We start from the raw sequence: 12,561 nt of genomic DNA, 5'->3' as shown, positions 1-12,561 counted from the left end.
AGGGCGGGCCGCTAGCGCGGCTGCGCGAGGTCCTCCGCGCGGCGCTCGGCGACCCTCTCCACCCCCTCGGCGGCGATCCACCCCTGCAGGGCGGCGTGCTCGGCGGCAGCTCGCGTGTCGTCGCTAAGGAGCAGGAAGCTCCCCGCCGCCTCGACCTCGCGCGCGAGCGCCAGGACGCTCTCGCGGCGCCCCGCGCGCGCGCTCACGTCGCGGATGTAGAGCGCCAGGATGCGCTCCGGAAAGTCGTGGACCACTTGGTGGTAGATCTCGGGGTCCTCCTGACCGGAGTCGCCGATGAGGATAAAGGGCAGCTCGGGGTAGGTCGTGAGGATCTGCTCGATGGCGTGGCGCTTGTGCGCGCCGTGCGACAAGGGCAGCAGTTCGGTCGCGCCGATCCCCCAGTCGCGCAGCAACAGGGGGCCCAGCGGGATGTCGTTGAGCTCCATAAACTGCACCAGCACGTCGTAGAGGTTCCAGGGGCTGCTCGACACGTAAAAGAGCGGGTTCTCCTCCGCACCCCGACCGCGGCCGAGCGCCTCGTAAAAGGCGGCCACCCCCTCGAACGGCAGGCGCGTGTGGGCGTTGCCGAAGAGCACCTGCCGCGCCAAGCTGCGCAGACTCGTGGCGCCCGTCTGGAGCACGGTGTCGTCGATGTCGCTGATCACCCCAAAACGCGCCCCCGGGCCCGGGATGAGCACCGAAGCGGTCGCCTCGAGCGGCGTCCCCTCGCGCTGCGGCTCGAGCAGCGTCAGCTGCAAACTCAGCAGCTCGCCCGCTTGCGCTACCCCTGGGGGGAGCGGCAACCACGTACTCAGGTGCCCCTCGTCGTCGGCGATGATCTCTTGGAGGGCGCCCCCGACCGCGACGCCGATACGCGCGTGCGGCACCTCGTTGCTGCGAAAGCGCTTGAGGGTCCCCCTAAAGTTCTCCCAGAGCGACGCGTCGGCCTCCGAAGGCGTGATGCCCTTGTCTTCCAACACGCGCCCCAAGAGAAAGGCACGCTCGGGGGTGCCGTAACCCAAATAGCTCTGGATCAACAGCGGTTTGTCCCCGACGCGGGCGTCGAGCCGTCCGCGGAGACGGTCGACTTGGGTCTCGGTCTGCTGAATCAGTCTGCGCCAGCGCGCCATCGGTTCCTCTCTAGCAACGCTCTCCGGCAGGCTCATCAGAGCGGCCAGGGCTCGAGCCGAGCGCCGGCGGCCTAAGCGCGCACGTTGCGCTCAATCACCGTCGCGACCGTCTCGCCGGCGTTGTCGAACAGCGAGGTGTCGCGCTCTTTCCGCACGCGAATCTCGGCGAGCGTCTGCGGGTCGATCCACCCCTCCTGCGCCGCGTGCTGCGCCGCCGCCAAGGTGTCGTCGGCGAGGATCAGCTTGCTCCCCATCTCCCGCACCCGCTCGGCGAGCTGCGCGACCGCCCCGCGGCGCGCTTCGCCGCTGACGTTGCGGATATACACCGCCAGGATGCGGCCGGGGTAAGCACTGACGATCTCGCCGTAGATCTCGGGGTCCTGCTCGCCGGAGTCGCCGATGAGGATAAAGGGCAGCTCGGGATAGGTGTCTAAAATGCGGCGGATCTCGCCCCCCTTGAAGTCGCCGTGCCCGGCGGGGAAAAGCTCTCCGGCCCCGCCACGCCAGTCGCGCAACATCAAAGGGCCCAAGGGGATCTGCTCGAGGTCTAAAAACTCGAGCAGCAGATCGTAGAGGTTCCAGGGGCTGCTCGACACGTAAAAGAGCGGGTTGCGCCCCGCACCGCGGCCGCGCTGCAGCGCGCGATAAAACGCCGAGACGCCGCGAAACGGCAGCCGCGTGTAGGCGTTGCCGAAGAGCACCGTACCGAGCACCCGCAGCCAGCGCGCGACGTCGGTCTGCACCACGGTGTCGTCGATGTCGCTGATGACGCCGAAACGCGCCCGCGCGTCGGGGATGAGGACAAACCCCTTGGCGGTCGGGGGCGTCGGCGGGGTGTCCCCGCGCGGTTGGCGCTGGGGGCTTAGCAGGGTGTAGGACACTTCGCACCAACCCGCAGGGGCCGCCTCGGTGAGCTTAAGCTCCCCCGTGAAGTAGCCGTTGGCGTCGGTCACGAGCTCCCGCTCGCCCCCGGGGTAGCTCACGAGCACGCGCGCGTCGGGTACCTTGGTGCTGACGAAGCGTTTGTAGGTGTCGCTCAGGTTGCGCCAGCGCGAGGCGTCGGGGGTCGCGAGCTGCAACCCCTTCTCCTCGATGACCCGCCCCCGCACGAAGAGGTGCGTGGGGGTGCCAAACGTTAGGTAGGGCACGACCTCAAAGGGTCGCGCTGCCCGAAACCGGCCGAGCTGGGTGCGGAAGGTGGAAAAGTCTTTCTCGAGCTCGGTGAAAAAACGCGCGAGCAGGCGCTTAAGTGCGCTCATCACCCCACCCCCACGCGCTGCCGACCGTGCTGCCTCGTCACCCCTTTACTATACCGCGCAGCTCTCACCAAAAGCCCATCTCTACGGCTGGGGTGTAGGCCGCCTCGCCCCTCTGTTTCGGCCTTCGCATGGACCACACGGGTTCGTGGCCTGTGGCTCGTGGGCCGCGCGTCGGGGGGCGCACCGCTACGAGCCCCAACCGCACGAAAAAAGCCCGCCGAAGCGGGCCGCGGTTGCTTTGCCTTGTGGGCACCCGGCGTCCTAGGCCGCTTTGGCGATCTCCACAAGGCGTTTAAAAGCGTCAGGGTGCTGAACGGCGAGGTCCGCTAGGATCTTGCGGTTGATCTCGACGCCGGCTTTGCGCAGCCCGCTCACGAAGACCGAGTACGAGAGCCCCTCTTGGCGCGCGGCGGCGTTGATCCGGGCGATCCACAGGCGGCGAAAATCACCCTTTTTGTCACGGCGGTCGCGGTACTCGTAGTCGGCGGCGTTCAGCAGGGTCTGCTGCGCGATGCGGAAGCTGCGCGAACGCAACCCCCAAAAGCCCTTGGCGCGCTTTAGGACCTTTTTGTGCTTCTGACGGCGGACGGTTCCCGTTTTAGCTCTCGGCATCGTTTACTCGTAAGGCAGGAGCGCTTTGATGCGCTTCGCGTCCGGTGCGGCGATCACGAGGTCGGTGCGGCCCTGGCGGATGCGCTTGCCGCTCTTTTTGTAGTTGAGGTGGCGTTTGCCGCTCCTCATGGCCTTGACCTTACCTCGCCCAGTGACTTTGACACGGGCTTTGGTGCCCTTATGGGTCTTTAACTTCGGCATCTCAAACCTTTCTCGGCCGCTCTGCGGCGTTAACGTTGAGGTGACTCCTTGGCTGGGGACTTGATCGGCCCCAACACCATGTTCATATCCATACCGGCGAGGCTGGGAGCAGATTCCACGACCGCGATATCCGAGACGTCGCTGGCGACGCGGTTGAGGATCTCTTGGCCGAGTTCGGGATGGGTGCGCTCGCGTCCACGAAACATGATAGTCAGCTTGACCTTGTGCCCACCTTTTAGAAACCGCCTGACGTGGTTGACCTTGGTCTCATAGTCGTGGTCGTCGATCTTGACGCGGAACTTGATGGCCTTCATCTCCTGCTGACGGGACTTGCGGCGCGCCTCTTTCTCCTGCTGCTGCAGCTCGTAGCGGTACTTGCCGTAGTCCATCAGCTTGGCGACTGGGGGCTGGGCGCCCTCACCGACGAGCGCGAGGTCGAGTTCGGCTTCGCGCGCGAGCCGCAGCGCGTCGCGGGTCTCCATGATGCCCTGCTGCTGCCCGTCGGCGCCGATAAGCCGCACCTGCCGCACCCGAATCTGCTCGTTGACCTTCAACTCTCTGGCTATGAACTTCACCTCCAAGAAGTGTTGTGGCTCACGAGGAGCGCACAGCGCTAAAGTTTAGCAAATATGTGCGCGCGCTTCAACGCGTGCCGAGACACGGGGCGTACGCCGCCCAACCCGAAGGCTCCCCCCCTTTTTGGCAGCGTGGACGAGGGGCGAGGTAGACCGACAACGTAGACTAAGGGGATGCTCACCCTCGGCTTCTCCCCCTGCCCCAACGACTGCTTTATCTTCTACGCGCTGGCGCACGAGCGCGTCGCGCCGGAGCTCGCCGTGCAGGTGACCCTCGAGGACGTCGAGGCGCTCAACCAGCGCGCCCGCACGGGGGCTTTGGCGGTCACCAAGATCAGCTACCACGCCTTTTTTCACCTGACCGAGAGCTACATCATGCTGCGCGCGGGCGGCGCGCTCGGCTACGGGGTCGGCCCGCTGGTCGTCACCAAGCGGCCGCAGGGAAGCCTCAAAGGGCTCCGCGTGGCGATCCCCGGCGGGCTCACGACGGCGAACTTGCTGCTCAGCCTCTTCGAACCCGAGGTCGACAAGGTCGCCTTGCGCTACGACCGCATCATGCCGGCGGTGGCCGCCGGTGAGGTCGACGCGGGGCTTATCATCCACGAGTCGCGCTTTACCTACCCCGACTACGGCCTGCACGCGCACCTCGACCTCGGGGCGTGGTGGGAGGCCCAGACGGGGTTACCGCTGCCCTTGGGCGGCATCATGGCGCGGCGCGACCTCGGCGAGGAGCGCCTAGCGAGACTTGACGAAGCGATCCAGGAGAGCCTGCGCTACGCCTACGCGCACCCGGAGGAGACGAAGCCGTACGTCGCCGCGCACGCCCAGGAGCTGAGCGACAGGGTGCGCCAACAGCACATCGACCTCTACGTCAACGCGCTCTCACACGACCTCGGCGAGACGGGGGAGCGGGCGGTGCGGGAATTGCAGGCGCGCGCTCAGGCGCGCGGCCTCGTACCCGCGGGGCGCGAGCCGCTCTTTCGGGAAGCGCGCGCGTGATTCAGGAGATGTGGCGCGCCGCCTCGGCGCCGCGGGCCTTTTTTGGAGCGCTCGAGCCCCAGCCCCCCCGCATCCCGCGCGCCGCCCTCGCCGCCGCCCTGGGCTTCGCCGCGCTCGCGCTCGCGCTCGGCCTCGGTTTTCTGCGCGCGACCGCCTCGGACGCCTATGCGCCCGTGCTGCTCTTCGCCCTGCTCTTCGGCGGGGTGGGCTTCGGCTACGCCTGGGGGTTCTCGAGCCTCTTCGTGCAGCGCCCCGGCGAGCTCGACGTGCGCGCGTGGGAGGTCTCGGGTTGGAGCTGGTCGGTAGGGCTCTTCGCCGCCCTCTCGCTGCTCGTCCCGCTCCTCGTCTTTCCGCTCCCCGCGCTCGCGGTGCTCCTAGCGGGCACCCTCCTCTGGCACCTGGGCGTGCTGCGGGTCGGGCTGTCGGTCTTTTTAGGGCGTCCGGCGTGGCGCGTCGTGGTGCTCTACGCGCTCTTCGTCTACGGGTTTCCGCTCCTCATCCTCACCGCCTTGCTCGTCGCTTTTAGCTACGTCTTCTAGCCACTTTTAGCAGCAAAAAGGTCGACTGGCACGCAGCAGCCGGCTTTAAGACTTTTTTAAGCGCCTCCTTGCTAGCCTTTTGGCGGAGGTCGCGATGAACGAGTCTGCCCTCTACGTCCGCGCCCACAGGGGGCTTCTCCTGGCGCTCCTGGCGCTGCTCGCACCCGCTGGCGCGTTAGCGCAGGGCTCCGCTTGCAGCCGACTCCCCAGCAGCTCTCCGGGTGGCCTCGGCGGTTTCGACTACGGGCCGTACTACAGCTGCATGGCGGAGCTTTCCGGTGAAGCGCAGCATGGCTGGTGGAACTCGCTGACGCCCCGGCAGCAACAGCTGTCACGCGGGGTCAGCGCGCTCCAGGCGCAGCACTTCGGGGCGACGGGCGCGCCCATACCGCTCACCGAGCAGAACCTGCTCCTCGTCATGCAGCTGCTCGGCGCAGAGGTGAGCGAAGCCCCTTTCGTGTGGGAACGCATGAGCTACATCTCACAAACCTACAGCGTACTCGGGGAGGTAGACGATTACCTCGAGCAGATCAAGCGGCAGTTCGGCATCCCCTAGCGCGTTCCGCTGACGCTGGCCGCCCCCACCCCTTCTCGTGGCGCCAACCGGCAAGCGGCGAGGCGCACAAACGGAGGTTACGATGTCGGCAGTTACGCGACCTTTCTACCTGGGCTCCCTCCTCGTCTGGCTGCTCGCGGCGTGCGGCGGCTCTAGCTCCGAACCGGAGACGAGACACACGCTTACCGTCACCGTCGTGGGTAACGGCGCCGTCACGGGGGAGGGTATTTCATGCGGCGACGACTGCACCGAGGCGTACCCGGCAGGCACCCGAGTCACCTTGACGGCGGCGGCGGCCGGCTCGAGCTTCTCGGGTTGGAGCGGGGCCTGTAGCGGCGCGGGCACCTGCACGGTGACGATGGACGGTAGGAAGCAGGTCGAGGCGGCGTTCGAAGCGCAGACGGGGAGCAGGATCACGGGCTACACCATGACCCCGCCTTCGCCAGCGACATTGGATAGAAACGGTAGGGTTGAGGTGACCCTGAGCTACGCCCTGGCCGAAGCCGATGTCGGTACCGTCGCCATTAGCGCGGTGCCCCTTAGCGGCGGCCGAGTCCTCACGACCCCATTGGATGGTAAGGATTACAACAAGATCGTGTTTCAGTCCTTTACGCCCAGGCAGGCGCAGGGCTCGAGGACGCTCTCTTTCTACCCAAGCCTTACCCCCGGCGCGTTCGACGAGACGGTCACGATAGACGCGGTGAGGCTCGTTATCTTCACGGTGGGACGCGATCAGGAGGACCGCTACCGCGAGGAGGTAGCGACCGATTACACCTTCACGTTTGAGCCCCCACAAGAGAGCGACTTTCGGATTACGCGGGTTGAGCCACCTGCACCGATCACCTTTAACGGAGCCCCCGGAGAGATCAAGGTGTATTGGGAGGGTCACCCCGTCACCTTTCCCGTCACGATGGAGCTTAGGCGCCCGGACTGCCCGGCGGAAGTCGAGTGTCGGCTGACGGACCAGAGGTATGAAGAGGCGGCCAACCCGCTCGTCTACAGCGTCGTTTGCAGGGGTGGAGGCACGAGACCAGTTTTAGCCACCTACGACGTGAGGCTGAGTGACAGCGACAACCGCAGAACGCAGCTGGAAAAGGTGGAGATACAGTGTGTCCCCTGAGCCAAAACGGGGCCAGCGGGCAAACCGCGCCACGACGCGGCGGCTTACGCGCTGGCAAGAGAGGCCAGCGCGCACCGCTCGTCACACCCCTGCTCTTAAGACCCACCTCGCCGCGGCGCAAGGGATCTGGTCGGGTTGGTGGCTCTAACGCAGCCACACGTTCACGGTCCATAGAGGTACCGATATGATGCTTAGGACCGTAACCTCATCACGTCAACTTCACGATCTCCTGCGTTTCCGGCAGTGGCTCGAGCCCCGTCTCCTCCGCCAACCTCTTGGCGAACTCGTGGTAGCGCCTGAGCGCCTCGACGCGGCGGCCGCGGCGCAGCAGGCGCTTGAGAAGCTCCTGCAGGGCGTGCTCGTGCAGGGGCTCGAGCGCCAGCGCGCGCTTGAGGAGGTCCTCGGCGAGCGGCCCAGCGCCCCGTGCGGCGCGGAAGAGGGTTTCTACCACCTTGTCGTGCAACCCCCGGCGCACCTCGTCCACGGCGGGCAGGTCTACCTCGGGGGCGAAGGGGCCGCGGTAGAGCGCTAGCACCGCTTCGGCGTCCCCTGCCGCAAAGGCTTGCTCGAGCCGCCAGAGGTCGGCGTCGGTCCGCAGGAGCCCGCCGTCGCCCAGGTAGGTCGGCACGCCCCAGGGCTCGAGGAGTTTACGCAGCAGGCTGCAGCTCACGTAGAGGTTGTTTTTGGCCCGCTCGAGCGGAAGGTCCGGCCAGAGGGTTTCGGCGACGCGCTCGCGGGACCAGCGCAGCGCGAAAAGCGCGAGGACCGTTTTGAGTTTGGGGGTGAGCGGGAGGGGTTCGTCGAAACGCCACACCTCGACGCCGCCCAAGGTGTGCAGCTTCAGGGGGGGCAGGTCGCTCAGCCGGAGGGCTATGGCCGCCTTCCAGCCGGAAGCCAACACCTCGCGCAAGGGGTAGGTGGCGGCCAGCTCGGGGCGGCTTTTGGGAAGCTCCGCCAAGGGCACCAAGCCGGGGAGGACGCGCTCGCGCACCAGCGTGAGGTGAAGCAGCTTGGCGAGGTCTGCGGGCTTGCGCGTGATGCGGTAGCGGGCGGCCTGATAGTAGAGCCGAGGTTCGCGCTGGGCCGTCTCGTCCGGTTCGGGGGGGAGGGCGGCGAGCGCACCTGCGCGGTCACCGGCTCCCAAGGCGTTAAGCGCGCGCTCGAGGCGGCTCCAAAAGCCCGTTTCGTCGGCCAGGAGTGCCTGGGCGCCCGCCCGGTCGCCGTGCTCGCGCAGCGCCCTCGCCCACAGCGCCACGATCCGCTCGCGCGTCTGTGGCCACGGCCGCGCCCACTCGGCGAGCCCCGCAAACGCCCCCAGCTCCCCCTCGAGAGCGGCGCGCTGCGCGTCCGCGAGAAGCCCCCACTGCGGGTCCGCGTGCAGGGTGCGCCGCGCTTCGCGAAAGTGCTCCAGCGCCGCCTCGCGTGCGCCGCAGAGGAGCTTTAACTCACCGAGTTGCAACGCGTCGCCGGGGACGTTGCCGGGACGATGCACGAGGTTGCTCTTGAGGGCTGCGGCGCGCCCTCGCAGCACGCCCTCGAGGTCGCCTAGTCGGTGCCAGCGCACGACGGCCAGATTGCTCTCGGTGATCGCTCGGTAAGGGCTCGCCGGGGGGTAGAAGCGGAGCGCGCGCCGCAACACCGCCTCGGCGGCCGCCCACGCTCCGGCGCGAAAGGGCGTCCTATGCGCGTTGCTGAGAAAGCGACCCGCGCACTCGGGGTCAGCCTGCGCGAGCAGCGGTTCGGCGCGCGCGGCGACCTCCCGCGCGCGTTCGGGATCGGAAGCGGCGAGCTGCCACACGAGCTGCCCGTACGCGACGAGGCGCGCCTCGGGGCTCGCGGCGGGCGCTTCGGCGGCCTCGGTAAGGAGCGCTATCCCCTCCTCGGCGCGGCCGACCAAACAGAGGGCGCGGCCGACCTGTTGCGCCCGCAACGGGGTGCGGGGGTGGGGCAACCGCGCGTCCCAGCGGAGCACCGCCGCGGGGTCCTCGCGCACCAGCCCCTCGTCGAGGTCGTCGAAGAGGGCGGCGAGCTCGGCAAGCAGCCCGGCGTGCTCGAGCGCCGCGCCGCGCACGAGGGGCGGCAACCGGGGGGCGTGCGCGGCCACCGCCTCACGCACCCCTTGCGGATGCACCTTCGAGAGCACCTTTGCCATCAAGGGGTGGAGCCGGTAGCCCGCTCCGAGCGCCTGCACGAACCCCATCTCCGCAAGATAGGCCGTCGCCTCACCGCTCGCCGCGTACGGCAACAAAGGGAGCGCCGAGAGGAACAGAAGCTCCTCCCACGCGCCCGCGTGTACGCTCTCCCGGACGCCCCCCAGGAGCGCACGCGGTTCCGGCAGTTTGCCGGTCAGCGCGGCGAGGTGCAGCGGGAGCGGCCACCCCTGGCTCTGCCGCCACACCTCCTCCGCCCAGGTGGCGTCCCCTATGAGGGCGCGCGCCTCCTCACGGGTGAACGCGAGTTCAGCCGCTCCGAAGCGGAGCACCGCCCCCTTGGCCTGCAGCTCGAGCAGACCGGCGCACGCCAGCGGTTTGCGGCTCGCCAAGAGCAGAAGGCCGCCGAGGCCGCGCAGCAGGGGCTCGAGGTGCTCTTCACCCGTCAGGTCCTCGAGCACCAAGAGCGTGGGCAGGCGCCACAGCTCCTCTAGCAGGAACGTCCACGGGGTCTTATCGGGGAAGCCGACGGTGCGCCCAAGGGCGCTTACGAGGTCGCGCCCAGCGGGAGCCGCCCACAGCACGCGCCACCCCGACCCCTCGAGGCGCGCCGCCCACTGCGCAGCCAGGACGCTCTTGCCGTAGCCGTAGGGGGCGCTCAGCACGACGACGTAACCTGCCGCCTCGGGCAACCCGGCCAGCAGCCGCGCACGCTCGAGCAAGAGAGGGCTCGGTCTTGGGCGAACGTCGATCACCGGTGGTACGCCTAACCAGACCCGCCGCGACACCGCACACTCAGACTTTTCACATCAACTTAGTTTAGCTGCTCGAGCCCCCTGCAGGTCAACGAAGCCCCAGGCGCCTCGCCCGACGCTTGCGTTTGGCTAGCGCGGCCCCGCTGGGTGCAACCTCACCACGAGCCGTTCCGCAAGCGCCCGCCCCTGTTCGGCCGCCGCCTCGTAGCCGAGCTCGCCCACGGCGCAGACCCCGGCGGCGTAGAGGCCGGGCAGGGCGGGCACGGCGAACGTCTCCGGGTCCCAGGCTGCCGCGCTCAGGTGGTGAAACGACACCGTGTAGGGGAGCGCCCCGCTGCTCGCCGGGGCCGCGCGCTCGGTGCGCTCGAAGGCCACGCCGCGCGCGCGGAGGTCACTAAACAGCTCGTCGTAGGCCATCTCGGAGAGCCTGCCGGCGGCCTCGGTCAGCTCGCCGACCCTGAGGCGCGCGCCCAAAAAGCTCCCCGCGCAGAGGGCGACACACCGCGCCAAGCGGTCGACCCCCTCCCACGTCGCGACCCCGACGACCCGCCCCGCCTCGAGCTTGAGCGCCGAGACGCTCGACTGCAACAGGTGCAGCTTAGGGTGCGTCTCGAGCGCCCACTTGGCGCGCCGGTGGAGCGCCCACGCACCGACGTAGACGCTGCCGTCGGGTTGCAGCTGGGCTTCTTGCGCCTCCAAAAGCCCCGCTACAAGCTCCGCCAACACGGTCCCCGGCGGCGGCCGGAGGCTCGCGCCGTCGCCGAAAAGGTTACACACCGTGTCCAAACTCGTCGTCACGAGCAGCACGTCGAGGCCAGCGCGCGCGCACGTCAGCGCGAGTTCGCTCCCCGCGAGGCCCGCACCGACGACGAGCAGGTCGTGCGGACGAGTAGAGGCGGGGGCGCTCAAGGGTTACTCCTCGAAGCCGTCGAGCAGGGCGAAGGGCTGGCGCCTTCCGGGGGCGCGCAACATCAGGTGCGCGCCCGACTCGGTGCGCTGGTAGATCAGCGCGCCCTTGCGGTCACCTAGCAGCTCGCTCGCCTCGGGGGCGTCGACCATCACGCGTAGGTGCAAAGGCAGCGCCGGCCGGATGTGGCCGAGCTCGAAGCGCTCCCCTTCGGAGGCGCGGTAGCCGAAGAAAACGTCCGCCGGCGCTTCGCTGTAGAGCGCCGTCAGGGACTGCGCTTCACCCGCGCGGTAGAGCGCCACAGCCTCAAAGGCGAGCGCCTGCGCCTCCTCGAGGCTCAGCCAGCGCAGCTCGAGCTCCCCTAGGTCGCCATAGAAGGCGGCGGGGAAGTTTTTCGACTGCGCGTAAAACCCCGACGGCCCGACGACGAGGTTCATCACGGCGTTTGAGTACGACGTCCCCTTGATGGCCTCTTTGACGTAGGCGATCGCGAGCCCGTAGCGGTGCTCGTGCAAAGCCGTAAGGTCCTCCCAGTTGGGGCCGAGGAGCTCGACATCGGTGTTCACTTCAAATTGCGGCGGCTGGGTCAAGGCGTCTCCTTTGGGTCGGTCGCGGCGTGGGGGGCTTGGACGGCGTCGCCGCTAGGCGCCGGTAGCGGCGGTTTGAACGCGGTGTGGAGGGCTGAGACCCCCAGCGTCTGTAGGCGAAAGCGCACCCCGACAAACCCCGCAGCGGCGATGCGCGCGGCGAGCGCCTGCGGGTCGGGGAACGCGAGCACCGACGCGGGCAGGTAGCGGTAGGCGCTTCCTCGCCCCGACACGAGGCCGCCGAGGCGCGGCAGGACGCGCAGGAAGTAGAAGCGAAAAGCGCGCCCAAAAAGCCCCTTTGGCGGCGGCGGAAACTCGAGCACCACGAGCCGCCCGCCGGGGCGCAGGACGCGCAAAAATTCGCGCAGCCCGCGGTCGATGTCGGCAAAGTTGCGCAATCCGTAGGCGATCGTCACGACGTCGAACTGCGCGTCGCCGTACGGTAGGGCGAGGCCGTCGCCCAGCTCGAGGCGCACCGAGAGGCCGCGCGCACGCGCTTTGCGGCGGCCGATCGCCAGCATCGGTTCAGCGAAGTCGACCCCTACGACCTCGGCCTGTGGGCGCGCGCGCTTTAAAGCGAGCGCGAGGTCGGCGGTGCCCGTCGCCACGTCGAGCACGCGCAGGGGCACCCCCTGGGGCAACCCCCGAAACGCTGCGCGGGTCGCCTGCGCGCGCCAGCGCCGGTCAAAACCGGCGCTGAGGAGGCCGTTGAGAAGGTCGTAACGCCGCGCGATGGCACCGAACATCGCTTGCACCTGCGCGGCTTTTTGCGCCCGCTCGGGGGGAAGGTCGGAGTGCGCCGCGGGCTTCATAGTCAAAAGCGTATCACGCAGGGCAGGGCTCTGAAAAAGCGCTTACACCACACCCACCGCACGCTTGCGCCCGGTGCTAGCTAGGCGGCTACACGGACTGTGGTCGCTGTGGTCGCAGTTGGTGGCGCGCCAAAAAGGCGTCGAGCTTGGCCCGGCTAAACCCCGAGAGGCTCGCCGCGTCGCCGTTATAGACGAGCGTCGGTACGCTGCGGCGGCCGCCGTTGACCTTCATGACGAACTCGGCGGCTTCCGGGTCGGCCTCGATGTTGATCTCCCGAAAGGGGATGGCGAACTTTTGCAGGTAGCTCTTGGTCACCACGCAGTCGCCGCACCAGGAGGTGGTGTACATCGTGATGGGC

The 12,561-nt window shown here is 68.3% G+C and carries 14 protein-coding genes; 4 read left to right on the top strand and 10 right to left on the bottom strand.

Features of this window, described 5'->3' with window-relative positions; all coding sequences use genetic code 11:
* Positions 1-11: 11 nt before the first annotated feature.
* The 5 genes from TRAD_RS06065 to infC form a co-directional block, all read right to left on the bottom strand.
* A complete protein-coding gene (locus TRAD_RS06065) occupies positions 12-1,130 on the bottom strand; it encodes an App1 family protein phosphatidate phosphatase (protein WP_041947171.1) in 1,119 nt (372 codons plus the stop codon).
* Between the two features lie 71 nt (positions 1,131-1,201).
* Positions 1,202-2,389: an App1 family protein phosphatidate phosphatase gene (locus TRAD_RS06060; protein WP_013177711.1), complete on the bottom strand. Its 1,188-nt coding sequence runs from the start codon at positions 2,387-2,389 to the stop codon at positions 1,202-1,204.
* Between the two features lie 261 nt (positions 2,390-2,650).
* On the bottom strand, positions 2,651-3,001 hold the full coding sequence (gene rplT, locus TRAD_RS06055) for a 50S ribosomal protein L20 (protein ID WP_013177710.1): 351 nt from the start codon (positions 2,999-3,001) through the stop codon (positions 2,651-2,653).
* A gap of 3 nt (positions 3,002-3,004) precedes the next feature.
* Positions 3,005-3,202, bottom strand: a complete 198-nt coding sequence (gene rpmI, locus TRAD_RS06050) for a 50S ribosomal protein L35 (RefSeq protein ID WP_041947170.1) — start codon at positions 3,200-3,202, stop codon at positions 3,005-3,007.
* Between the two features lie 29 nt (positions 3,203-3,231).
* Positions 3,232-3,777 carry a translation initiation factor IF-3 gene (gene infC / locus TRAD_RS06045; RefSeq protein WP_013177708.1) on the bottom strand — a complete coding sequence of 182 codons (546 nt, stop codon included), beginning with the start codon at positions 3,775-3,777 and terminating at the stop codon, positions 3,232-3,234.
* Positions 3,778-3,951: 174 nt separating this feature from the next.
* Here infC and TRAD_RS06040 point away from each other — a divergent pair, with 174 nt between their 5' ends.
* The 4 genes from TRAD_RS06040 (at position 3,952) to TRAD_RS06025 (ending at position 6,991) form a co-directional block, all read left to right on the top strand.
* Positions 3,952-4,776, top strand: a complete 825-nt coding sequence (locus tag TRAD_RS06040) for a 1,4-dihydroxy-6-naphtoate synthase (RefSeq protein ID WP_013177707.1) — start codon at positions 3,952-3,954, stop codon at positions 4,774-4,776.
* Complete coding sequence (locus TRAD_RS06035) at positions 4,773-5,315, top strand: hypothetical protein (RefSeq protein ID WP_041947168.1); 543 nt, start codon at positions 4,773-4,775, stop codon at positions 5,313-5,315. Before TRAD_RS06040 ends, TRAD_RS06035 begins: the two co-directional genes overlap by 4 nt.
* A 94-nt stretch (positions 5,316-5,409) precedes the next feature.
* Positions 5,410-5,871, top strand: coding sequence for a hypothetical protein (locus TRAD_RS06030; protein WP_013177705.1), 462 nt, complete (start codon positions 5,410-5,412; stop codon positions 5,869-5,871).
* A gap of 82 nt (positions 5,872-5,953) precedes the next feature.
* Complete coding sequence (locus tag TRAD_RS06025) at positions 5,954-6,991, top strand: InlB B-repeat-containing protein (protein ID WP_013177704.1); 1,038 nt, start codon at positions 5,954-5,956, stop codon at positions 6,989-6,991.
* A 208-nt stretch (positions 6,992-7,199) separates the two neighbouring features.
* Here TRAD_RS06025 and TRAD_RS06020 read toward each other — a convergent pair whose 3' ends face one another.
* From TRAD_RS06020 to TRAD_RS06000, 5 genes are all read right to left on the bottom strand, one after another.
* Complete coding sequence (locus TRAD_RS06020; protein ID WP_013177703.1) at positions 7,200-9,896, bottom strand: AfsR/SARP family transcriptional regulator; 2,697 nt, start codon at positions 9,894-9,896, stop codon at positions 7,200-7,202.
* Positions 9,897-10,025: 129 nt separating this feature from the next.
* Positions 10,026-10,805 carry an FAD-dependent oxidoreductase gene (locus TRAD_RS06015; protein WP_013177702.1) on the bottom strand — a complete coding sequence of 260 codons (780 nt, stop codon included), beginning with the start codon at positions 10,803-10,805 and terminating at the stop codon, positions 10,026-10,028.
* A gap of 3 nt (positions 10,806-10,808) precedes the next feature.
* The gene (locus TRAD_RS06010; protein WP_013177701.1) at positions 10,809-11,393 is read right to left on the bottom strand and encodes a hypothetical protein; all 585 of its coding nucleotides are present in this window, start codon (positions 11,391-11,393) and stop codon (positions 10,809-10,811) included.
* Positions 11,390-12,202, bottom strand: coding sequence for a class I SAM-dependent methyltransferase (locus TRAD_RS06005; RefSeq protein WP_013177700.1), 813 nt, complete (start codon positions 12,200-12,202; stop codon positions 11,390-11,392). Before TRAD_RS06005 ends, TRAD_RS06010 begins: the two co-directional genes overlap by 4 nt.
* Before the next feature lie 88 nt (positions 12,203-12,290).
* Positions 12,291-12,551: a glutaredoxin family protein gene (locus TRAD_RS06000; RefSeq protein ID WP_041947669.1), complete on the bottom strand. Its 261-nt coding sequence runs from the start codon at positions 12,549-12,551 to the stop codon at positions 12,291-12,293.
* Positions 12,552-12,561: the final 10 nt, after the last annotated feature.

It is taken from the genome of Truepera radiovictrix DSM 17093, from assembly GCF_000092425.1.
Taxonomy (GTDB): domain Bacteria; phylum Deinococcota; class Deinococci; order Deinococcales; family Trueperaceae; genus Truepera; species Truepera radiovictrix.
Note: the sequence above shows the minus strand (reverse complement) of the source record. Positions and strands in the feature narration are given on the sequence as shown.

Bases quoted from the DNA above. Each gene is read 5' to 3' on its own strand.
- TRAD_RS06065 (WP_041947171.1), bottom strand. From the start codon at position 1,130: ATGGCGCGCTGGCGCAGACTGATTCAGCAGACCGAGACCCAAGTCGAC.
- TRAD_RS06060 (WP_013177711.1), bottom strand. From the start codon at position 2,389: ATGAGCGCACTTAAGCGCCTGCTCGCGCGTTTTTTCACCGAGCTCGAG.
- rplT (WP_013177710.1), bottom strand. From the start codon at position 3,001: ATGCCGAGAGCTAAAACGGGAACCGTCCGCCGTCAGAAGCACAAAAAG.
- rpmI (WP_041947170.1), bottom strand. From the start codon at position 3,202: ATGCCGAAGTTAAAGACCCATAAGGGCACCAAAGCCCGTGTCAAAGTC.
- TRAD_RS06040 (WP_013177707.1), top strand. From the start codon at position 3,952: ATGCTCACCCTCGGCTTCTCCCCCTGCCCCAACGACTGCTTTATCTTC.
- TRAD_RS06030 (WP_013177705.1), top strand. From the start codon at position 5,410: ATGAACGAGTCTGCCCTCTACGTCCGCGCCCACAGGGGGCTTCTCCTG.
- TRAD_RS06025 (WP_013177704.1), top strand. From the start codon at position 5,954: ATGTCGGCAGTTACGCGACCTTTCTACCTGGGCTCCCTCCTCGTCTGG.
- TRAD_RS06005 (WP_013177700.1), bottom strand. From the start codon at position 12,202: ATGAAGCCCGCGGCGCACTCCGACCTTCCCCCCGAGCGGGCGCAAAAA.
- TRAD_RS06000 (WP_041947669.1), bottom strand. From the start codon at position 12,551: ATGTACACCACCTCCTGGTGCGGCGACTGCGTGGTGACCAAGAGCTAC.